Source organism: Methylobacterium sp. SD274, assembly GCF_017355285.1.
GTDB lineage: Bacteria > Pseudomonadota > Alphaproteobacteria > Rhizobiales > Beijerinckiaceae > Methylobacterium.
On record NZ_JADIJP010000016.1, the window covers coordinates 61,167 to 82,991 of the forward strand.

Annotated in this window: 15 protein-coding genes; 13 read left to right on the forward strand and 2 right to left on the reverse strand. The window is 65.0% G+C overall.

Annotation, left to right across the window (positions count from 1 at the left end; all coding sequences use genetic code 11):
* Nucleotides 1-127 precede the first annotated feature (127 nt).
* Entirely contained in the window at nt 128-2,548 is a 2,421-nt protein-coding gene (locus IPV08_RS14860) for a penicillin-binding protein 1A (RefSeq protein ID WP_207412408.1), read from the forward strand.
* 148 nt (nt 2,549-2,696) lie between these two features.
* Here the strand turns inward: IPV08_RS14860 and IPV08_RS14865 are convergent, their stop codons facing one another.
* Together IPV08_RS14865 and IPV08_RS14870 are read right to left on the reverse strand one after the other, a co-directional pair.
* A complete protein-coding gene (locus IPV08_RS14865) occupies nt 2,697-4,784 on the reverse strand; it encodes a TonB-dependent receptor (protein WP_207412409.1) in 2,088 nt (695 codons plus the stop codon).
* A 183-nt stretch (nt 4,785-4,967) separates the two neighbouring features.
* A complete protein-coding gene (locus IPV08_RS14870; RefSeq protein ID WP_207412410.1) occupies nt 4,968-5,969 on the reverse strand; it encodes a DUF1775 domain-containing protein in 1,002 nt (333 codons plus the stop codon).
* Nucleotides 5,970-6,645: 676 nt separating this feature from the next.
* Between IPV08_RS14870 and IPV08_RS14875 the strand changes: the two genes are divergently transcribed.
* From IPV08_RS14875 to IPV08_RS14930, 12 genes are all read left to right on the forward strand, one after another.
* Entirely contained in the window at nt 6,646-7,944 is a 1,299-nt protein-coding gene (locus tag IPV08_RS14875; protein ID WP_207412411.1) for a L,D-transpeptidase family protein, read from the forward strand.
* 430 nt (nt 7,945-8,374) lie between these two features.
* Nucleotides 8,375-9,679 (forward strand): serine hydroxymethyltransferase, encoded by a 1,305-nt coding sequence (glyA, locus tag IPV08_RS14880; RefSeq protein WP_056429738.1) that lies wholly within the window; start codon nt 8,375-8,377, stop codon nt 9,677-9,679.
* A gap of 110 nt (nt 9,680-9,789) precedes the next feature.
* The gene (gene nrdR, locus IPV08_RS14885) at nt 9,790-10,362 is read left to right on the forward strand and encodes a transcriptional regulator NrdR (protein ID WP_207412436.1); all 573 of its coding nucleotides are present in this window, start codon (nt 9,790-9,792) and stop codon (nt 10,360-10,362) included.
* Nucleotides 10,359-11,489 (forward strand): bifunctional diaminohydroxyphosphoribosylaminopyrimidine deaminase/5-amino-6-(5-phosphoribosylamino)uracil reductase RibD, encoded by a 1,131-nt coding sequence (gene ribD / locus IPV08_RS14890; RefSeq protein ID WP_246747964.1) that lies wholly within the window; start codon nt 10,359-10,361, stop codon nt 11,487-11,489. The genes nrdR and ribD overlap by 4 nt, the downstream gene beginning before the upstream one ends.
* Nucleotides 11,490-12,125: a riboflavin synthase gene (locus tag IPV08_RS14895; RefSeq protein WP_207412412.1), complete on the forward strand. Its 636-nt coding sequence runs from the start codon at nt 11,490-11,492 to the stop codon at nt 12,123-12,125.
* Nucleotides 12,126-12,336: 211 nt separating this feature from the next.
* Nucleotides 12,337-12,846, forward strand: coding sequence for a 6,7-dimethyl-8-ribityllumazine synthase (gene ribH / locus IPV08_RS14900; protein ID WP_207412413.1), 510 nt, complete (start codon nt 12,337-12,339; stop codon nt 12,844-12,846).
* Between the two features lie 7 nt (nt 12,847-12,853).
* A complete protein-coding gene (nusB, locus tag IPV08_RS14905; protein WP_056429745.1) occupies nt 12,854-13,333 on the forward strand; it encodes a transcription antitermination factor NusB in 480 nt (159 codons plus the stop codon).
* 2 nt (nt 13,334-13,335) lie between these two features.
* Nucleotides 13,336-14,337, forward strand: coding sequence for a thiamine-phosphate kinase (thiL, locus tag IPV08_RS14910; protein ID WP_207412438.1), 1,002 nt, complete (start codon nt 13,336-13,338; stop codon nt 14,335-14,337).
* Nucleotides 14,338-14,621: 284 nt separating this feature from the next.
* Nucleotides 14,622-15,632 carry a MoxR family ATPase gene (locus IPV08_RS14915; RefSeq protein ID WP_207412414.1) on the forward strand — a complete coding sequence of 337 codons (1,011 nt, stop codon included), beginning with the start codon at nt 14,622-14,624 and terminating at the stop codon, nt 15,630-15,632.
* A 4-nt stretch (nt 15,633-15,636) separates the two neighbouring features.
* Complete coding sequence (locus IPV08_RS14920; protein ID WP_207412415.1) at nt 15,637-16,551, forward strand: DUF58 domain-containing protein; 915 nt, start codon at nt 15,637-15,639, stop codon at nt 16,549-16,551.
* 10 nt (nt 16,552-16,561) lie between these two features.
* Nucleotides 16,562-19,387, forward strand: coding sequence for a DUF4159 domain-containing protein (locus tag IPV08_RS14925; protein ID WP_207412416.1), 2,826 nt, complete (start codon nt 16,562-16,564; stop codon nt 19,385-19,387).
* A 313-nt stretch (nt 19,388-19,700) separates the two neighbouring features.
* Nucleotides 19,701-21,785 (forward strand): hypothetical protein, encoded by a 2,085-nt coding sequence (locus IPV08_RS14930; RefSeq protein ID WP_207412417.1) that lies wholly within the window; start codon nt 19,701-19,703, stop codon nt 21,783-21,785.
* Nucleotides 21,786-21,825: the final 40 nt, after the last annotated feature.

Here is a 21,825-nt window from a genome sequence, read left to right on the forward strand (position 1 = left end):
GTTCCACCGCCTCCGGTCGATCACGGGTCGTCGCGTCACTCTTGCCTTTCCGGGATAATCGAGGTCTCGGTCATCCTCGCCTCTCGGCCGGACCGGCAGCGGCAGATCATCGACGGACGGGACCCGGATGCGCTTCATCCTTCGTTTCTTCGGCTTCCTGTTCAGCATCGGTGCGATGCTGTTCGTACTGCTATCCGCAGCCGGGGCGTATTTTTACTACACCTACAGCCAGGACCTGCCCGACCACGCCGCGCTCGCCAATTACGAGCCGCCGGTGATGAGCCGCGTCCACGCGGCGGATGGCAGCCTGCTCGCCGAATATGCCAACGAGCGCCGTCTCTACCTACCGATCCAGGCGATGCCGAAGGTCGTGGTGGCGGCCTTCCTCTCGGCCGAGGACAAGAATTTCTATAAGCATGGCGGCATCGACCCCGAAGGTGTCGTTCGCGCAATTCTGACCAATGCCAAGAGCGGCAAAAAGCAGGGCGCCTCGACCATCACACAGCAGGTGGCGAAGAACTTCCTGCTCACCAACGAGCAGACCTTCGACCGCAAGATCAAGGAGGCGCTGATCGCGCTTCGGATCGAATCGACCTATTCGAAGGACAAGATCCTCGAACTCTATCTGAACGAAATCTTCCTCGGCACCATCGTGCCCGGTCGCAACCTACACGGGGTTGCCGCCGCGGCGCTCGATTATTTCGGCAAGTCCGTCCACGAACTGACCATCAACGAGGCCGCTTATCTCGCCGCTTTGCCGAAGGGCCCGAACAACTACCACCCCTACCGTCAGACCCAGAAGGCCCTCGACCGCCGCAACGAGATCATCGGCCTGATGGCCCAGAACGGGTACATCACCAAGGAAGAAGGTGAGGCTGCCCGCAAGATGCCGCTGGGCGTGAACCCGCGCGTGGCCTTTGCCAACGCGGCGAACGCCAACTACTTCACCGAAGAGGTCCGGCGAGAGATCACCGAGCGCTACGGCGAGAAGAAGCTGTATGAGGGTGGCCTCTCCGTACGCGCGACCCTCGATCCGAAGATGCAGGCCTGGGCGCGCAAGGCACTGGTGGACGGCCTTATCCGATACGACCAGTCGCATGGCTGGCGCGGTGCGCAGGCCAAGGTCGATCTCGTCGGTCGTGATTGGGGCCTCGCCGTAGCGGAAGTTCCGGGCCTTGGCGACGTGCAGCCATGGCGGCTTGCCGTCGTCCTGAGCACCACGGGCGGCGTCGCCCAGATCGGTCTTCAGCCCCGCCGCGAAGCCTCTGGCCAAGTCTCGAAGGAGCGCGAGACCGGAACAATCGCCGCTGACGGTACTCGTTGGACCGGTCGCTCACCCTCGGCCGCGCTGAACGCCGGTGATGTCATTTATGTCGAAGCTATAGACGGCGGTCGCGGACAGTATCGCCTCCGTCAGCGCCCAGAAATCTCTGGTGCCATCGTCGCGATGGACCCGTTCACCGGGCGCGTCCACGCCATGGTCGGCGGCTTCTCCTATGACGAGAGCCAGTTCAACCGAGCGACACAGGCCCAGCGCCAGCCGGGCTCTTCGTTCAAGCCGATCGTCTACTCGGCGGCCCTGGACAATGGTTACACCCCGTCCTCGATCGTGCAGGATTCACCGATCACCATCGAGGCTGGACCAGGCCAGGAAGCGTGGTCGCCCTCGAACTATGACGGCAAGTCGGGTGGTCCGCACACGCTGCGCTACGGCATCGAGCATTCGAAGAACCTGATGACCGTGCGGCTGGCCAAGGATGTCGGCATGCCGCTCATCGCCGAATATGCCCGCCGCTTCGGCGTCTATGACGACATGCTCCCTGTTCTGCCAATGTCCCTTGGGGCCGGCGAGACCACGGTCATGCGTATGGTCACGGCCTATTCCATGCTGGCCAATGGTGGCCGCCGCATCCGTCCGACCTTGATCGACCGGATTCAGGACCGCGTCGGCGAGACCATCTATAAGCACGACAACCGTAAGTGCCTTGGGTGCGATGCCGAGAAGTGGTCCGGCCAGGATGAGCCCAAGCTCGTGGACGATTCGGAGCAGGTCCTCGATCCGCTGACGGCTTACCAGATGGTCTCCATCATGGAGGGTGTGGTCCAGCGCGGCACGGCGACGATCCTGAAACAGGTTGGGAAGCCCCTTGCCGGTAAGACCGGAACGACGAACGACGCCAAGGATGCGTGGTTCGTGGGCTTCTCGCCGGATCTCGCGGTCGGTGTCTATCTCGGCTTCGACAAGCCTCGCTCACTCGGCGACCGGGCCACCGGCGGCGGGTTGTCGGCGCCCATCGCGCTCGACTTCCTCAAGCAGGCTCTTAAAGACAAGCCACCGACCCCCTTCCGCGTGCCTCCGGGGATCAAGCTGATCCGCGTCAATGTCGCCTCCGGCATGCGCGCCGGCTCGGGCGAGGGTTCAGGTACGATCCTCGAAGCCTTCAAGCCGGGCACTGCCCCGCCGGACGCTTATGTGGCTGCACCTTCCGCGCCCGCTGCAGCGCCTGCGGATGCAGACCGTGCGGCGCAGGCAGGCGGATTGTATTAGGCTGCCTCTCTCCCTTCCCGGACACCCGACGCTCGGGCGAGCGGTGGTCCGGGAAGTGTCGCCATAACGGCGCCGGTCGATCGAAGAAAAGTGCCGAAATCAAACGCCCTTCTGCTGGCGTGAATAGGCGGCTTCATTCGACCTGCCGTCAAAACGAGGCGCGGATCCCCCCGAATACACTGCGGCCGGTGCCGGGATAGAACGCGATCGGATTGCCGCCCATCGCAGCCGCGTCGTTCAACACCGAAATGTCCGAGACATATCGGATATCCCCCAGGTTTCTCGCATCCAGGAACAGCGAAACTCCGTTGGCAAAGTCAAAACCAGCCTGGACGTTGACGAGAGTGTAGCCGGGCACCTGAAGAGTGTTGGCATGATCCGCGAAAGCTCCGTGCGGTACCCAATCGACTGACGGGCTCAGGTGAAAACCGCTCGGATGGGTGTAGGTCACGACGCTCCGCAACACGTCCTGCGGGATGCCGGCGATGCGGTTGTCTCCGAATTGCGGGTCGCTTACGAAGCGAAAGTCGTTATGCGTCCAGATCTGCGAAGCCGAGATACGGTCGCCACTGCCGGTGACGTCGCGAACGAGGTCGAGGGTCATTGCCGCCTCGACACCCTGGTGGATCGTACGCGGTGAATTGAACGTAGCTGCCGGAATGTTCAGTCCCGGATTGACGCTGAAATTGACTAGCTCATCCCGAACTTCCGACCGATAGAGCGTCACGTCCCAGGCAATCCCATCGAGCCGGCCGCGCGTGCCTGCTTCGTAAGTCCAGGCGCGTTGAGCCTGAAGCGGCACGAACTGCGTTGTTACCCCGATGGTCTGGGTCAGATCGGTGAAGTCGGGCACATCGCGTGAACGGGTGATGTCGGCGAAGACCTGGACATCCGGCACAGGCTGCCAGATCACACCAAGTTTCGGGTTGATGCCCTGATAGGTCTGGTTGTCAAATTTGGCGCCGGAGTTCGGGCCGAAGCCGCCTTTGTCGCTATAGGTCCGGTTCGACGAGAAGGCCTTCGCGCCCGTCATCAGCGCGACATCAGGCAGGAACCAGAAGCGGTTCTCACCGTAAGCCTCGTAATTCGATGAACTTTGCAGCGCATTCAGAGTCTGCGCGCCCCGCTGACCGGCAAGATTGGTGAAGCGAAGCGACGAGTTCTGCCCGGCAAACGCGCGCAGACCCAGTATCGTGTCGTTGCGGTAGCCGGCGATGTCGAAGGTGCCGGCCCAGTGAGGTGAGATACCGTATGTCCAGCCATCCTCGTCGATGACCTGAAAGATCGGATGGTAGAGCGACTTGTGGATCGCCCAGGTATCGATATCGAGCTTGCCGACGTCGAGGGCAAACGAGGTTCGGTTGGCGACGCGCTCAGTCTCCACCTTCCGGGACTGATTGCCCGCGATGGCGCCAGGATTCGCGATGGTCGGATTTTTCAGACTGTTGAACAGGCTCAGGGTGCCGGGGAGCTTCTGGTCTGTAAGGTAAACTCCAACATAGAATCTCGTTTCGATACCGGGGGCTAGCTGATAGCCGAGATTGGCGTTGAAGTTCTGCGTCCGCTGGGCCTCGTGATCCCGAAACCCATCAGCATTGGTGATCGTACCACTGATGAGGAAATTGGCTGGTCCTGATAAACGCGAGAACTGGAAATGCTCGCGGATCGTACCAAAGCTGCCGCCATCGACGCGCACGACGTTTGGCGCAAGGGCGGTCTGCGCCGTCGGTGTCACGAAGTTGATCGCCCCGCCGAGCGTCGTGGCGCCGTAGGTCAAGGCGTTGCCGCCTTTGTAGACCTCGACGGAGCGCAGGGCGAGGGGATCGATCTGGTAGAAATCACCGCTTCCATCGGCGGCATTCACCGGAAATCCGTCCTGAAGCAGCTCGATGCCGCGGAGGTGAAAACCGCGCGAGATGCCCGATCCGCGCAGGGAAAGGCGCATTTCCTGACCATAACGCTGCTGCGCAAAGACACCGGGCGTATCCTTGAGAACATCGCGTAGCGTATTGGCGTAGCGGTTCTGAAAGTCCTTGGCATCGACGAAGGCGACGGACCCGACGGTGGCATTCACCGTAGCGCGTTGCGCCGCGACGCTCGGCACCGTGAGGGACCCGGCCGAAGCGCCCTGAACGCTGAGTTCTGGCAGTTCGGCATTGGCCACTTCTTGTGCGAGGGCCGATGTCGAGGACAAAAGTAGGAAGGCGAGCGCACTTCCGAAGTAGGAATTCTGCATGGAAATAGGCTCCGGACCCCGCGCCCTCAATCACTCCGCGCGGTCAGCGCGGAGGAGCAGCGGATCCTGAAAGAGAAAGAGATGGGATCGGCCTTAGCCCAGGCGATCACGCGGCAACGGAAAGCCTGGGATCAAATCCGGCATCGTGTTCCCCAGGGGAAACCGATTCGTCGACGTGATTCGTCAGTGCTGATGATGTCCGGCCGCGGGTTCGGTCGCAGCAGGCGCATTAGGGGCCTTGGCGCCGATCGGAGCGACGGCGAAGGTGACTCGCACCTCACCCGTGCGCTGAAAGCCCAGTGTCCCGGAAACCGGTTCACCGACCTTCGGCGACGCACTCAGCCCTTCGAACATCAAATGGAAGCCGCCGGGCTTGAGCTCCACGGTTTCGCCGGGCTTGATGACGAGGCCGCCATCCACCGCGGCCATCTTCATCACCCCGCCATCCATGGTCATGGAATGGATTGAACCGGTGCTAGCCAACGGAATAGAGGCGGAGATCAGCGTGTCCGGGCGCGTTCCGGTATTCGTGATCCGGACGTAGCCGCCAGCAACCGTCGCGCCACCGGGAGTGGCACGCATCCACGGTGTATCGATGACGAGATCACCGGCCTGGATGGTGTTCGCAGGGGAGGACGCAGCGCTCGACGACGATTTAGTGCGCGCGGCAACGATGGTCACGCCGGGAGCGGGAGATTGCAACGAGTTAGCGTTCTGGCCCGTTGCGGGAATCTCGCTCCAGCGATACGCGCCCTTCATGCAATCCTGCTCCACAGGAAAGTACACGATCGCACCGGGAGCGAATGTATCCGTGACACGGGCGAGGAACGTAAATTCGTCGACCTGATCGTCGGGCAGTTCACCTCCGCTCCAGGTTATAGTTTTCACGCCTTCTGAAATATCGCCGTGGTAATATGGATAGGCCTTGGCATAGGGAGCTTTTTCCAAGGACAGGGTCCAGCCGGGCTTCGGCATCGGTTTGGCACCGATGACGCCTTCTGGAATGGTCACGCTCACGCGTTTCGTCGGCGTGCCTTCGCAGCCATGGGTGATCTGAATGACGCCCCGATAGGTGGCGTTCGGGCTGGCCTCCTTCCGCTCGAGCGTGGCGTGAGAGAAAGCGACATTGGTCGAGACGGTGAGGAGAAGGGTCGCGGCAAGTTCTGCCCGCACTATCCGTTTCATGATGGCTGTCCGTGTCTGAAGGGATCGAGATTTCGGATCACTTCAGACGACAGGAGGACCACGCGGTTGAGGAATGGTGCCAGGGGGACCGCGCCCACCGGGTCGGGCCTCAGTAAGCCATGTCAGGCGGATGCCCGCCGAGAGAGGCCAGACCGTCTGGCTCGAGACGAGCCCAATCACTGTCGCCACTGCAACGGCGGACGCGGACGTACAGCAGAAGTCGTGTTTGCCGTGCCCGGACTTCACCGGGCTCTGATCGGTATCCGTCCCATCGGTCAGACTCGAGCAGAGCGGACCGACATGGCCGAGGGAGGGCAATGGCATCAGGGTGCCGAGGAAGATCTGAAGAACCAACGCGTAGAGCGCGATCACAGCAGTGATCGCGCGCAAGCCGCCAGCCCCTGAATCTCGCGACATCATCCTTCAGCGCTTAGCGCAACGGACATAATCCCGCCATCTCTTTCACAATCGGACGAGGCGTCATGTTGCATGTGCGCTGCAGTACAGCACAGCCTGTGATTTATCGCGGCGGCGCCACAATCTAGCCCGGACGGCATGACTTCTTAACCGTGCCCCGACACGTTCGCGGCACAAGACTTTCGGTGGTCGGTATCCACCCCAACCATGCCCCGACGGCCTCGTGCCGCTTCACAGGTCAGATTAGAGTTTCCGTCCGATGCTGAAACAGGCTCCCATCGCCCGCTCGCTGGGCTTCGCGCTTCTCGCCAGCGCCGCCGCCTTCGCCCAAACGGCCACTGCGCGCGAAGCGGCCGGCTTCGCTCAGGCGGAGTGGGCCCAGGATTATGCCTCGCCTGCAACGATGCAGGTGCAGCGTTCCTCGACACCGATTCTTTCTCCGCAGACGATGGCGGCGACTGAGCAGATGGTCGAACGCTACAAGGACATCGTCGCACGCGGCGGTTGGCGCCCGGTCTCCGGCGCGGATCGCCTGCGCGTCGGCGCCAAGGGTCCAGCTGTGGCGGCTCTGCGCGCTCGTCTCGCCGTGACCGGCGACATCGACTCGGCGTCGGGCAGCTCGGGTGTCTACGATTCCTACGTCGCCGCTGCGGTGAAGCGCTTCCAGGCCCGTCACGGGCTGAGCCAGACTGGCTCCATGAGCATGGCCACCCAGCAGGCGATGAACGTCTCGGCCGATATCCGCCTGAAGCAGCTCGAGGTGAACGCCGTCCGCCTCCGCTCCTACGCGGGCAATCTCGGCAATCGCTTCGTCATCACCAACATTCCCGCCGCCCTGGTCCAGACGGTAGAGAATGGCCAAGTCGTGACCTTGCACGCCGCCGGCGTCGGCAAGATCGACCGTCAGTCGCCGATCATGAATACCAAGGCGACGCAGATCAATTTCAACCCCTTCTGGACGGTTCCGGCTTCCATCGTGAAGAAGGACCTCATCCCCAAGATGCAGAAGGATCCGAATTACCTTACCGAGAATAAGATCCGCATCTTCACTGGGGACACTGAGATTTCGCCGGCCTCGGTGAACTGGAACTCGGATGAGGGTACGCGCTATCGCTACCGTCAGGACTCGGGCGCCGATTTCAACTCGATGGGAATCGTCCGCATCAATATCCCGAACCCGCACGGCGTGTTCATGCACGACACGAATTCGAAGGGTGTGTACGGAGACGATTTCCGCTTCATCTCTTCCGGATGTGTTCGCGTCCAGAATGTGCGCGAGTACATCACCTGGCTTCTCAAGGACACGCCCGGTTGGGGCCGCGACCAAGTGGAACAGGCGATCGAGAGCGGCAAGCGCGTCGACGCGACTCTGAGCAGCCCGGTTCCGGTCTACTGGACCTACATCACGGCCTGGGCGACCCCAGACGGTCTCGTCCAGTTCCGCGACGACATCTACAAGCGCGACGGTGTCAATGTGCCTTCAACCTTGTCTGGGCCGACTCCGGTCGCCAGCGCTGAGCAAATTCAGACCTTCGAACCGGGTGACGAAGAGAACTAATCGCTTCACTTATGTGCGCGAAAGCGGGCGGCGGGATTCGGGTGCGAATCCCGCCTCTTTGGTTTTGAATTACGATCGCAGGTCTTGGAAAACAGATCGCCTGGAGAAAGCTTGGTTCGCCGCCATGGTATGACGCGGCTCTTGCTCACCCCTTAGTCGCGAGACGCCGACAGCTTTCGAGCGCGACACATGCATGCAAGCGTCGCGACATAGGGTCGCCAAACTCCCGATCGGCACGGCCAGTATCCCGTGGATGTCATTGGCGCACCGACAAATACAGGATGCACCGAATTTTTTTTGCCCGGGGCTACAAATTAGCTGTGCTTGGCCTCGCCCCGCGGCACGTGTAGTAAATCACGCTTCGAGCGACCGCCCGCCCTACGCCAGCGGATAACGGACGCCCTCGCCCGTTCAACAATCGAGGCTTTCCATGAGCGCCGGTACTGCAAGCGACAAGCATTTTTCGAATTCCTTCTTCAGCGCATCCTTGGCCGACGCGGATCCGGAAGTCGCGAAGGCGGTGGGCCAGGAACTCGGTCGGCAGCAGCACGAGATCGAACTGATCGCGTCGGAGAACATCGTCTCCCGTGCGGTCCTGGAAGCCCAGGGCTCGGTCCTCACTAACAAGTACGCGGAAGGCTATCCGGGCCGTCGCTATTATGGTGGTTGCGAGTTCGTCGACATCGCTGAGAACCTTGCAATCGAGCGCGCTAAGCGCTTGTTCGATTGCGGATTCGCAAACGTTCAGCCGAATTCCGGGAGTCAGGCGAACCAAGGCGTGTTCATGGCTCTTATGCAGCCGGGCGACACCTTCCTGGGCCTCGACCTCGCTGCTGGCGGCCACCTGACCCACGGCGCCCCGCCGAATGTGTCCGGCAAATGGTTCAAGCCCGTCTCCTACACCGTGCGTCGCGACGACCAGCGCATCGACATGGAACAGGTTGAGCGTCTGGCCCATGAACATAAGCCCAAGGTCATCATCGCTGGCGGCTCGGGCTACCCGCGTCATTGGGACTTTGCCAAGTTCCGCGAGATCGCCGATGCGGTCGGAGCTTATTTCTTCGTGGACATGGCCCATTTCGCGGGTCTCGTCGCGGCCGGTGTCCACCCGTCGCCGTTCCCACACGCCCATGTCGCCACTACGACGACCCACAAGACACTCCGCGGCCCGCGCGGCGGAATGATCCTGACGAACGACGAGGCGCTCGCCAAGAAGTTCAATTCGGCGATCTTCCCCGGCCTGCAGGGCGGACCGCTCATGCACGTCATCGCCGGCAAGGCCGTGGCCTTCGGTGAGGCGCTAAAGCCCGAGTTCAAGATCTACGCCAAGCAGGTGATCGAGAACGCCAAGGCGCTCGCCGATACCCTCATTTCCGGCGGCTACGACATCACGTCCGGTGGGACCGACAACCACCTCATGCTGGTGGACCTTCAGAAGAAGGGCCTGACCGGCAAGGCGGCGGAAGCCGCACTCAGCCGCGCCCACATCACCTGCAACAAGAACGGCGTGCCCTTCGATCCGGCCAAGCCGACGATCACGTCGGGCATCCGCCTCGGCACACCTGCCGGCACCTCGCGCGGCTTCGGCGTCGCGGAGTTCAAGCAGATCGGTGCCCTCATCATTGAGGTACTCGACGGTCTGGTGGCCAAAGGTGAAGGCGGAGATCCGGCGATCGAGGCCGCGGTGAAGGACAAGGTCCACGCCCTCACGCACCGCTTCCCGATCTACGGCTGAAGCCTCCGTCTGCGGGTGCCCCCGCAGATGACGTCATGATAGAGACGGCCGCGGATCGCCATATCCGCGGCCGTTCTCATTTTTTCACCAACCATGCAGGTATCCGCCCGATGCGGTGTCCCTATTGCGGCGGTCCCGACACCCAGGTGAAGGATTCGCGTCCCAGCGATGATTCAGCGGCAATCCGCCGGCGGCGGGTCTGCCCGGACTGCGGCGGCCGCTTCACCACTTTCGAGCGGGTGCAGCTGCGGGAACTGACGGTGCTCAAGCGCTCGGGTAAGCGCGTACCGTTTGATCGCGATAAGCTTCAACGCTCTATCGACGTGGCCGTCCGCAAACGGCCGGTGGATCCGGAACGGATCGAACGTCTGGTCAGTGGGATCACCCGCCAACTCGAAAGCGGCGGCGAGGCTGAGATCGCCAGCGAGGCCATCGGTGAATTGGTGATGGAGGGGCTAAAGGGGCTAGACGACGTGGCCTATGTCCGCTTCGCCTCAGTTTACAAGAACTTCCGAGAGGCGAGCGACTTCAAAGCGTTGCTCGGAACCCTCGGTCATACTCCCGATATCACGAGGCTACGAGACGATGGAATGAGCGACCAACACGCTCTCCATGAAGTCTTGCCCGGTGGTAGCCCGCCGGCCAAACCGCCTGCGAAGCGCCAGACGCGAGGGCGGCCATGAACGACTATCAGACAGCCAGCACGGATGATCGTCGCTTCATGCGCCTGGCTCTGGCGATCGGCAGGCGCAATCTCGGGCGGACCTGGCCCAATCCGTCCGTCGGCGCGGTGGTGGTCGCGGGTGAGAGGGGCAGGGAGCGCATCATCGGGCAGGGCGTAACGGCATCGGGAGGACGTCCCCATGCAGAGCCTCTTGCTCTCGCGATGGCCGGGGAGAGCGCGCGCGGCGCGACTCTCTACGTCACACTCGAGCCCTGCTCTCACCACGGGGCCACCCCCCCTTGTGTCGACGCTATCATCGCTTCGGGAATCACTCGTGTCGTCACTGCGATCGCAGACCCGGATCCGCGCGTGGCGGGGAGGGGCCATGCCCGCCTCGCCCAGGCCGGTATCGCCGTGACACAGGATGTACTCTGCGACGAGGCCGCGAGGGATCATCGCGGTCACGTCACCCGCGTAACGAAGAAACGTCCCAGCCTACATCTCAAGCTTGCCCGTACCCTGGACGGATTTGCGGCTGGCGCGCCGGATGAGCGCCTTCGCATCACGGGCCCCATTGCCGATGGCGCGGTCCATCTCTGGCGCGCTCATGCCGACGCAATTCTCGTAGGGATTGGAACGGCACGGGCTGACGACCCGTCGCTGACGGTGCGATTACCTGGTCTCTCGCAACGATCGCCGCTGCGCATCATCCTCGATTCGACACTTCGTCTCTCGCCGGCTTCTCACCTCGTGCGAAGCGCACGGGACATCCCGACTCTCGTGGTGACAACACGATCGGCTCCCATTCATGCCAAGCGGATGCTCGTCTCTTTTGGGGTCGAAACGATCCAAGTCGAGGCCTGCACACATGGTCGGATCGACCTCTCTGCCGCGCTCTCACAATTGGCCGAGCGTGGAGTGACACGGATCTGCTGCGAAGGCGGTCCCCACCTCGCCGATTCGCTTGCAGCCGCGGATCTGGTGGATGTCTGCACACTCGTGACTGGCCCTCGTGCCATCGGCGGGGGAGGCCTTCCCGCAGTCGGCGATGCGTTGACGGCGCGCCTCCAAGAGCCCGAATTCAGCATTACCGAAACTCGCGCTTTCGGACCGGACCAGTGTGTAACCTACGAACGGAGCGTCTAGATGTTCACTGGCTTGGTAAGCGATGTGGGATCGGTCCTCAGTGTCGAGGGTGATGAGCGTCTGCGCCGAATCCGCATCCGGTCCTCCTACGATCCCGCAACCATCGCCCTCGGTGCATCCATTGCGTGTTCCGGTCCCTGCCTCACCGTGGTGGCGATCGAGCGCGAAACCAAGGGCTGTATCTTTGCCATTGACGCCGCGGCCGAAACTCTCGTGCGGACCACCGTTGGCGGCTGGGCTGAAGGTACGCGCCTCAACCTCGAACGTTCGTTGAAGATCGGGGATGAGCTCGGCGGCCATCTTGTGACCGGGCATGTGGACGGCGTCACCGAGATCGTCGCTCGCGAGAGCGTGACGGGTGGGACCGGCGATCCGCAATGGGCACCGAGCGACCGATTCGTGTTGCGTGCGCCGTCATCCGTATCGCGCTTCATTGCAGAGAAGGGGTCAATCTGCCTCGACGGAACGTCACTCACGGTCAACTCCGTGGACGGAGACCTCTTCTCGGTCCTGCTCATTCCGCACACCCTGGCGGTTACGACCTGGGGTGACCGACGAACCGGCCACAAGCTCAATTTAGAGGTCGACCTGATCGCTCGGTATGCTGCCCGCCTATTCGAGAATCGCGCCTCCTGACGCGCTATCTTGTGATACGCCACCCTTCAGTCTATCGCTCGCCCACCACGAACGACACGTCGCCGGTCCGCGTCTCAGGCGTCATCGGTCGCAAGATTTCGAACCGGGCCGACCCGGTCATACTGGGTGGCGACGCCGACGATCCGCGCTAACGGCTCATTCGTCACATCCGTGCCGATCTTGCCCTTCGCCACTACAGACAAGGCCTACGATGGTTTCGCCCTCACCCGCCGCCCGGCTGGCAACGCCTACGAACGTGAAGGGCGCGCGCGTCCTCGTGGTAGAAGCGCGATATTACGACGACATTTCCGATGAGCTTCTTGCCGGAGCACAGGGTGCCCTCGACGCAGCGGAGGCCGAGGGCATCGTGGTGACGGTGCCAGGTGCCCTCGAGATCCCAGCCGCCATTGCCATTCTGGTGGAGGAGGCCGCCCGTGCAGGTCAGCCCTATGACGCTGCCGTTGCCTTGGGCTGCGTCATCCGTGGCGAGACCGGCCATTACGACATCGTAGCGACTGAGAGCGCACGGGCTCTCATGGACTTGTCCGTGGTGGGTCGCCTTCCCCTCGGAAACGGCATTCTGACGGTGGAAACGATGGAGCAGGCGCTTGCCCGCGCCCGCGTTTCCGACCTGAACAAGGGTGCGGGTGCCGCGGAGGCAGCCCTGGCCGTCCTGGCGCTCAAACGTGCCGCGGCTGCCGCGCCCGTGGGAGAGGATTGAGAACCCGATGGCCAAGACGATCGAGCGCAGCGGCGCACGCCTCACCGTGGTTCAAGCGCTGTACGAGATGGAAATCTCCGACAAGGGCGTCATCGAAGCACTTGCCGAGTTCGAGGCGTATTGGATCGGCCGCGACGTCGACGGCGTCGAACAGCCCCCCGCCGAAATCTCATTCTTCCGCGATCTCTTGCGTGGTGTCGTCGAGGAGCAGCGTGCCATCGATCCGCAATTGGACAAGGCATTGTCGAGCGGCTGGCCGCTGAAGCGCATCGAAGCAGTTTTGCGTGCTATCCTGCGCGCTGGGGCCTACGAACTCATGTTCCGCAAGGATGTGCCAGCTCGCGCTGCGATCTCTGAATATGTCGACGTCGCCCATAGCTTTTATGCCGGCGACGAGCCCGGCATGGTCAACGCGGTCCTCGATAAGGTAGCCCGTGAGGTTCGCGGATCGGAATTCGCCGGGCTCCCCGGCTCCGGGCGCGCTTGACGATCACGCCCCCCACCGTTCGTTCCGATGAGAACGGGCTGATCGCGCGCTACTTTGCGCCCTGGGCTGGCTATGGCGCGGATGGGCTGCGGGATGATGCCGCCACCCTCGTGCCAAGTCCAGGCTGCGATCTGGTGTTGACTGCAGACGCTATCGTGGCGGGCGTCCACTACCTGGCCGGCGACCCTCCCGCATCCATCGGGCGCAAAGCGCTCGGGGTGAACCTGTCCGATATCGCCGCCAAGGGGGCGATGCCGCGTGGGTTCCTCCTGACGCTCGCCCTGCCTGACGACTGGACGGAAGCGTGGCTTGCCGGCTTCGCAGACGGCCTCAGGGAAGCGGCGATCGCTTTCCATTGCCCGCTCCTCGGAGGCGATACCGTCCGCGCAGCGGGTCCCGCTCTGATTGGCGTGACCGCCCTCGGGGAAGTGCCGCGCGGCGGCATGGTTCGGCGGATGAGTGCGGAAATCGGTGACGTCATCTGCGTCAGCGGCACGATCGGCGACGCGGCACTAGGCCTACTTGCCCTGAACGGGGTGACGCCTGAATGGGCCGAGCGCTTGGGAGGGGAAGGTCGCGATGTCTTGATCGACCGCTATCGCCATCCGCGCCCGCGTATCGCCCTCGCACCGCTTCTCCGCCGCCATGCGCGGGCCGCTATGGACGTCTCCGATGGGCTTGCCGGCGATCTGACGAAGATGCTGATGGGTGCTGGTCGGACTGCCGAGATCACACTCTCCAAAGTGCCACTGTCCGATGCCGCCCGTGCTGCGCTTGCTCTCGATCCGTCGCTGATCAGCCCGATTGTAACCGGTGGCGACGATTACGAAATCCTTTGCGTGGTGGCACCGGACCGGGTCGAGGCGTTCATTGCCGAAGCCCTCTCGTTGGGGGTTCCGCTGGCGCGGATAGGATCGGTCGTCGAAGGCGACCGCCCGCCTGCGTTCCGCCGGGCGGACGGCAGTGAGTACGCCTTCGCCACGCGCTCCTTCAGCCACTTCTGAATCACCGGGCAACTTCCCGCAGCGGTGAGAAGCTTCAGTTGCCGACGTTGCACGTCTCCAGCCTGATCGCGGATGCGCCATTCTTGTAGCGGGTCCAGCGGTAGCCGAGACGCGAAATCGTCCTTCGCCGTCAACGAGGGACCGCAAAATGCCTGCGTCGTCGCGCCGACCTTGCCAGCATGCGGGAAAGAACGCCACACTCTCTCCCAATGCCGCCGCCAGGCTGCACCCACGTGCCACCGCGATCCTGACCATCGGCCGCGCGGCAAACCGGGATCGAACGCATGACTTCAGGCTCCACGCCGGCGACGGCCACCTCTCTCGACGACGGCATCGTTGCCACCGCGGAGGCGTGTCTCGGCCAGGTGGGACAGGCCCGCGACGCGATCCACAAGGTCATCTTCGGCCAGGAAAAAGTGGTCGACCTCGCCCTCATCACCATTCTGGCGGGTGGCCACGGCCTGCTCGTCGGACTGCCCGGTCTGGCAAAGACCAAGCTCGTCGAGACGCTTGGCACCGTGCTTGGACTCGATGCCCGGCGCGTTCAATTCACCCCCGACCTGATGCCTTCCGACATCCTCGGCACCGAGATCCTCGACGAGGACCAGGACCGCCGCCGCTCGTTTCGTTTCGTGCGCGGCCCTGTCTTCACGCAATTGCTGATGGCGGACGAGATCAACCGGGCCAGCCCGCGCACCCAATCCGCTCTGCTGCAGGCAATGCAAGAGAATTTCGTCTCGGTGGCCGGTGAGCGGCACGACCTTCCGCGCCCGTTCCATGTGCTGGCGACGCAGAACCCGATCGAGCAGGAGGGCACTTACCCGCTCCCCGAGGCGCAGCTCGACCGTTTCCTGCTCGAGATCGATGTCGGCTATCCTGACCGCGCGGCTGAGCGTCGGATCCTCATCGAGACGACGGGAATCGGGGACCATAGCCCGCAGGCGGTGATATCCACGGAGGCGCTTCTCACGGCGCAGCGCCTCGTGCGTCGCCTGCCAGTCGGCGACGCCGTGGTGGACGCGATCCTCGACCTCGTCCGCTCCGCACGACCGGAAGGGGGCGATCCTTCTTTGAAGGGAAAGCTCCTTTGGGGGCCTGGTCCCCGCGCCAGTCAGGCATTGACGCTGGCGGTGCGCGCTCGCGCCTTGATCGAAGGCCGCGTCGCACCCTCGGTCGCCGACGTGAAGGCGCTCGCGGAGCCCGTGCTCAAGCACCGGATGGCGCTGAGCTTTGCGGCGCGCGCCGACGGTGAGACCGTGCCGGGGATCATCGCCCAGCTGGCTGGGAAGCTTTAGCCGGATGATCGCGACCCGGGTTCTCGACGAGGCCCAGCGCGCTCCTGGGCGACACGAGACCGAAGGCGCGCTCTCTCTCGCCGAGCGGATGCCGCGTTTGACCCTTGAATCGCGCCGTGTCTCCTCGACGCTCGCGCATGGCCTGCATGGCAGACGCCGGGCGGGGCAGGGGGAAAGCTTCTGGCAGTTCAGACCCTTCGTGGCTGGCGAAGCGGCGGCGCGGGTGGATTGGCGCCGCTCCGCCCGCGACGACCGGCTCTACGTGCGCGAGCGCGAATGGGAGGCGACCCACAATATCTGGTTCTGGATCGACCGTTCCGCCTCCATGGGGTTCTCGTCGAGCCTCGGACAGGGGCCGAAGGTCGAGCGCGCCCTCGTGCTCGGCCTTGCCGTCGCCGATGCCTTGGTCGACGGGGGTGAGCGGGCGGGGCTTCTCGGTCTCACCAGAGCCACGGCCTCACGCCGCATTGTCGAGACGATGGCGCATGCCCTGGTTGCCGACAAAGCAGGTCTTACGCAGGATATGCCGCCGCGCGCCACGCCGGGCCGCTTCGACGAGGCGATCCTAATCAGCGATTTTCTCTCGCCTCTGGAACAGGTTAGAGAATCTGTGGGTTCGCTGGCGGGCTCCGGCACGAGAGGCCATCTCGTCATGGTGGTCGACCCGGTGGAGGAGACCTTTCCCTTCGCCGGGCAGGCCGTGCTGCACGATCCTGAGACCAAGATGAGCCTCGATATCGGTGACGCGGCGTCGTGGGGGGCGGCCTATCGCACCCGCATCGCCGCGCATCGGGAGGGTCTCACCGAGATCGCCCGAGCCCAGGGCTGGACCCTGACGATCCACCGCACCGACCGGCCGGCAAGTGAGGCGGCCCTGCGTCTCCTCACGCTGGTCGCCGCCGCGCGCGGGACGGGGTGAGGAGCAGCGCATGTTCGGATTGCCCCTGACCTTCGCCGCGCCGCTGGCGCTCGCGGCGCTTATCGCATTGCCGGCATTGTGGTATTTGCTGCGGGTGACGCCGCCGCGGCCGCAGCGGATCGAGTTTCCGCCCTTGCGGATCATGGCCGACCTGCTGGCCAAGCGCGAGACTCCGGCGCGGACCCCGCCCTGGCTGCTGATCCTCCGGATGATTGCCGCCGCCTGCCTGATCCTCGCCGTGTCGGGGCCGGTCTGGAACCCATCGGGTACCGGCGCGACATCGGGGCGGACGCCTCTTATCGTCATGATCGATAACGGGTTTTCCGCCGCGCATGATTGGCGCGAGCGCATGCGGGCCGCCACTGACGAAATCGAGGCGGCCTCGCGGGACGGTCGCCCTGTGGCCCTGATCGCCCTGGCCGACGCCCCGGCGGCTATAGAGGCGAAGACGCCCGCCGCCGCTCTGGACCGGCTCCGGGCCGTCGCGCCGCGCTCGCATCTACCGCAACGCGACGTCCATTTGACCGCCATCGGAGCCTTCCTCGACCGCCATCCGGCGGTCGCTGTGGTCTGGATCACCGATGGCGTTGCGGGTGCCGCATCCGAAGCATTCGGTAAGGGTTTGTCCGACGCGCTGAACAAGGCCGGCGCCCGTCTCACCATCCTGCGCGCGGACCGTCCACCGGCTCTGGCCCTCGCCGCGGCCGAGAGCGGCGGCAAGCTGACCGCCCAAGTGCTGCGCGCTTCGGCCAATGGCCGCGATGCCGGCGTGGTCCGTGCCCTGGACCAGAAGGGCCTGCCGCTGGCCGAGCACGATTTCCGCTTCCCCGATGGGGCCACCGAAACCGAGGTCCAGTTCGAGCTTCCGGTGGAGCTCCGCAACGGCATCAGCCGGCTCGAGATCGCCGCCGAGCGCTCGGCCGGCGCGGTGACGCTGATGGACGAGCGCGGCAAGCGCCGCCGCGTCGGGTTGGTCTTCGGCGGCACCAACGATCAGGCCCAACCACTCCTGGCCCCAACCTACTATCTCTCCCGTGCACTGACCCCGTTCGCGGATGTGCAGGAAGCACGCGGGGCCAAGGGGGTGGCCGAATCCGTCGGGCAGCTCCTCGACAATCAGGTCTCGGTCCTGGTGCTCGCCGATGTGGGCGCCCTCGACGAGGCGACCATGCGCCGGGTGGCGAGTTTCGTGGACGAGGGCGGCCTGCTGCTGCGCTTCGCCGGGCCGCGTTTGGCTGCCGGCAACGACACCCTGGTCCCCGTGCGCCTGCGCCGGGGTGGCAGGACCCTGGGCGGTACCCTGTCCTGGGACAGCCCCAAGACGCTCGCGACCTTTGCCCCGGAAAGTCCGTTTGCCGGGCTGGTCCCCCCGGCGGATATCGGGGTGCGCCGCCAGATCCTGGCGGAGCCGGATGGCGACTTGCCGGGCCGCACCTGGGCCTCGCTGCAGGATGGCACGCCCATCGTCACCGCCGAGAAGCGCGGCAAGGGGCAGATCGTTCTGTTCCACGTCACCGCCGACACGACCTGGTCGAACCTGCCGCTCTCCGGCCTGTTCATCGACATGTTGCGCCGCGTGGTCGCCCTGTCGGGCAGCGCTGCGCCGAACGGAGGGGAGGGGTCGACCCGGCCCGCCGCCGCCGTCCTGGCGCCTCGCCTGACCCTCGACGGTTTCGGGGCACTCGGCAGCCCGCCCGCCGGCGCCACGGCAGTGCCGGACGATTACGGCGAGCGCGCCAGCCTCGAACACCCGGCCGGATTCTATGGCCCGGCCGACGGCGGCGTCGCCGTGAACGCGCTCAGGCCCGACGACCGCCTGAAACCCCTCGACCTGTCGGCCTTCACCGACGCACGCACCGGTTCGCTCACCGGCGGAGACACCCTCGACTTGCGCGCCACGCTGTTTACCCTGGCGCTGATGCTCCTGATCCTCGACACCCTCGCCGGCCTCTGGCTCGGCGGCCTCTTCAACCGGTCGCGCGGGGGGCTGTTCGGACGCTTCGCCGGACGGGCGGCGGCTGTGCTCATCGTGGCCGGCATCGGCGTCGCCGGCCTGTCGAGCGGCACCCATGCGCAGGAGGGTGCGCGGCTGAACACGTTCGACTCGGCCCTCGCCACTCGTCTGGCCTACGTCGTCACCGGCGACGAGGCGACGGATACGGCCAGCCGCGCCGGGCTCAACGGCCTGACGCAGATGCTGGCCAGCCGGACCGCCCTGGAGCCGGGCGACCCGATCGGCATCGATCCGGGCAAGGACGAGCTCGCCTTCTATCCGATCATCTACTGGCCCATCGTCGCCAGCCGTCCGCAGCCGAGCGAAGCCGCGATCCGCCGGATCGACGCCTTCATGCGCAATGGCGGGACGGTCCTGTTCGACACCCGCGACGCGCTCACGGCGCGGCCGGGCGGCCCCCCGACACCGGAGGGGGCCTATCTGCGCAAGATGCTCTCCACGCTGGAAGTGCCCGAACTGGAGCCGGTTCCGGCGGACCATGTGCTCACCAAGGCCTTCTACCTCGTGGACAATTTTCCCGGCCGCTACGCCACCGGCCAGACCTGGGTCGAGACCCTGCCGCCCGCCGGAGACGGGGCCGAACGCCGCCCCGCGCGGGCCGGCGACGGCGTCTCCCCCATCGTCATCACGGGCAACGACCTGGCTTCCGCCTGGGCGGTGGGGAAGCGCGGCGAGGCGCTCTACCCGATCGTCGGCGGCGACCAGCGCCAGCGTGAGATGTCGTTTCGCGGCGGCATCAACCTCGTGATCTACACGCTCACCGGCAACTACAAGGCGGATCAGGTCCACGTCCCGGCCCTGCTGGAGCGGTTGGGACAGTGATGAGCCACATGATGCGCGGCGTACTCCCCTTTGTCCCAGGGCAATCGCAAGTGACACGACTCCGTCATTCTGGGGCGCCGCAGGCGAGCCCAGAATCCAGATCCGCTGATGGTGCAAAGTCCTCCACCACCTGTGTTTCTGGATCCCGGGCTCCGCTGCGCGGCCCCGGGATAACTGCCTGCTACGATTGGGTTGTCGGCGTTTGCAATCGCTTGGCCTCCGACCTCATCCGGAGACCCGCTTTGCGGGCACCTCAGGATGAGGTGGTCTGGCGGGAAAGTGCGGGAACCCGAACCACAGAGGCCGCTAGTCCATGCTGAGCCTCAGCTTCACGCCGCTCATCCCGTGGCCGGTCATTGCCGGGTTCGGCGTTCTGGTGGCCATCTTCGTCGTCCTCGCCTTCGTGGCGCGGGGGCGCACAGCGATCCTGCGGGCGCTGGCCCTCGGGCTCGTGCTGCTGGCCATCGCCAACCCGTCGCTGGTGCGCGAGGACCGCGAGCCGGTGAAGGACATCGCGGCCATCGTCGTCGACCGGTCGGGGTCGCAAACCCTCGGTGACCGGCCGGCCATGACCGATACGGTCCGGGCCGAGTTGCAGCGGCGCTTCGGATCGCTCAGCAACATCGAGCCCCGCTTCATCGATGTGCCCGACGCCAAGGACGGCGATGACGGCACCAAGCTGTTCACGGCCCTGTCCCAGGGGCTTGCCGACGTTCCGCCGGATCGCCTCGCCGGGGTGGTGATGCTGACGGACGGCGTGGTCCACGACATCCCGGCCAATGTCGCGGCACTCGGCATCAAGGCGCCGCTCCATGTCCTCGTCACCGGCCATCCGGACGAGCGCGACCGGCAGATCAAGCTGATCGAAGCGCCGCGCTTCGGCATCGTCGGGCGCGATCTCACCATTCGCGCCGAGGTGATGGAGCGGGGCGGCACCGGCAACGCCACCGTCACCGTGCGCCGCGACGGCGAGGAGATCGGACGCCGCACCTTCCCCACCGGCCAGCCCTTCTCGCTGACGACCAAGATCGAGCATGGCGGCCCCAACGTCGTGGAGATCGAGGTCGAGCCGCTGCCCGGTGAGTTGACCACCATCAACAACCGCGCCGTCCTGCCCATCGAGGGCATCCGCGAGAAGCTGCGCGTTCTCCTCGTCTCGGGCGAGCCGCACCAGGGTGAGCGGACCTGGCGCAACCTGCTGAAATCGGACGCCAACGTCGATCTCGTCCACTTCACCATCCTGCGCCCCCCGGAGAAGCAGGACGGCACGCCGATCTCCGAACTGTCGCTCATCGCCTTCCCGACGCGCGAATTGTTCGTCCAGAAGATCAAGGATTTCGACCTCATCATCTTCGACCGCTACGCCAACCAGAGCGTGCTGCCCTCGGCCTATTTCGACAACATCGTCCGCTATGTCCGCGATGGCGGCGCGCTGCTCATCGCGGCGGGGCCGGAATTCGCCTCCTCGGCGAGCCTCGCCCGTACCCGCCTCTCCCAGATCCTGCCCGGCGAACCCAATGGCCGCGTGGTGGAGCAGCCCTACAAGGCGGCGCTGACGGGCACCGGCACCCGCCACCCCGTCACCCGCGCCCTGCCGGGATCGGAGGCCTCTCCCCCGGCCTGGGGTGACTGGCTGCGCATCGTCTCGGCCCAGACAAAGCCCGGCATCCAGCCGATCCTGCAGGGGCCGAACGCCCTGCCGCTCCTCGCTCTCTCGCGGGAGGACAAGGGCCGTGTCGCCCTGCTCCTGTCCGACCATGCCTGGCTCTGGGCGCGGGGCTACCAGGAAGGTGGCCCCTATCTCGACCTGCTGCGCCGCCTCGGCCATTGGCTGATGAAGGAGCCGGCCCTCGAAGAGGAGGCCCTGCGGGCGCAGACGACGGGGCATGGCCGCGAAGTCCGCGTCGAGCGCCAGACCATGGCCGAGACCACCGACCCCGTCACCGTGAAGGGACCGACCGGACCGGAGCGGACGCTCACCCTCACTGCCGGGGAGCCCGGCCTGTTCAGCACGACCTTCGAAGCGACGGAACTCGGGCTCCATACCCTGCGCTCCGGCTCGCTCATCGCCTTCGTCAGCGTCGGGCCGCCGAACCCGCGCGAACTCACCGACGTGTTCAGCGATACCGAGCGTCTGAAGGCCCTGGCCGAAGGGACCGGCGGGTCGATCCGCCGCCTCGCCGATGCGGGCGGGACCACCGTGGTGCCGCGCCTTCAGGCCGTGCGCAGTGGGCGTCTTGCCGGTGCCGATTGGATCGGCTTCCGCCCCAGCGACAGCGCCGTCATTCGCGGCGTCGAGGTCTATCCCCTGGCGCTCGGTCTGTGGGCGCTGGTGGCTTTGGCCGGTGCGGTGCTGGCGATGTGGCTGGTGGAGGGCCGGCGCGGCCGGGTGGCGTAGAGATTGTCGACCCTCCCCCCTCTGCGGGGGAGCAGGGCGA

Bases quoted from the DNA above. Each gene is read 5' to 3' on its own strand.
- IPV08_RS14860 (WP_207412408.1), top strand. From the start codon at position 128: ATGCGCTTCATCCTTCGTTTCTTCGGCTTCCTGTTCAGCATCGGTGCG.
- IPV08_RS14865 (WP_207412409.1), bottom strand. From the start codon at position 4,784: ATGCAGAATTCCTACTTCGGAAGTGCGCTCGCCTTCCTACTTTTGTCC.
- IPV08_RS14870 (WP_207412410.1), bottom strand. From the start codon at position 5,969: ATGAAACGGATAGTGCGGGCAGAACTTGCCGCGACCCTTCTCCTCACC.
- IPV08_RS14875 (WP_207412411.1), top strand. From the start codon at position 6,646: ATGCTGAAACAGGCTCCCATCGCCCGCTCGCTGGGCTTCGCGCTTCTC.
- glyA (WP_056429738.1), top strand. From the start codon at position 8,375: ATGAGCGCCGGTACTGCAAGCGACAAGCATTTTTCGAATTCCTTCTTC.
- nrdR (WP_207412436.1), top strand. From the start codon at position 9,790: ATGCGGTGTCCCTATTGCGGCGGTCCCGACACCCAGGTGAAGGATTCG.
- ribD (WP_246747964.1), top strand. From the start codon at position 10,359: ATGAACGACTATCAGACAGCCAGCACGGATGATCGTCGCTTCATGCGC.
- IPV08_RS14895 (WP_207412412.1), top strand. From the start codon at position 11,490: ATGTTCACTGGCTTGGTAAGCGATGTGGGATCGGTCCTCAGTGTCGAG.
- ribH (WP_207412413.1), top strand. From the start codon at position 12,337: ATGGTTTCGCCCTCACCCGCCGCCCGGCTGGCAACGCCTACGAACGTG.
- nusB (WP_056429745.1), top strand. From the start codon at position 12,854: ATGGCCAAGACGATCGAGCGCAGCGGCGCACGCCTCACCGTGGTTCAA.
- IPV08_RS14915 (WP_207412414.1), top strand. From the start codon at position 14,622: ATGACTTCAGGCTCCACGCCGGCGACGGCCACCTCTCTCGACGACGGC.
- IPV08_RS14920 (WP_207412415.1), top strand. From the start codon at position 15,637: ATGATCGCGACCCGGGTTCTCGACGAGGCCCAGCGCGCTCCTGGGCGA.
- IPV08_RS14925 (WP_207412416.1), top strand. From the start codon at position 16,562: ATGTTCGGATTGCCCCTGACCTTCGCCGCGCCGCTGGCGCTCGCGGCG.
- IPV08_RS14930 (WP_207412417.1), top strand. From the start codon at position 19,701: ATGCTGAGCCTCAGCTTCACGCCGCTCATCCCGTGGCCGGTCATTGCC.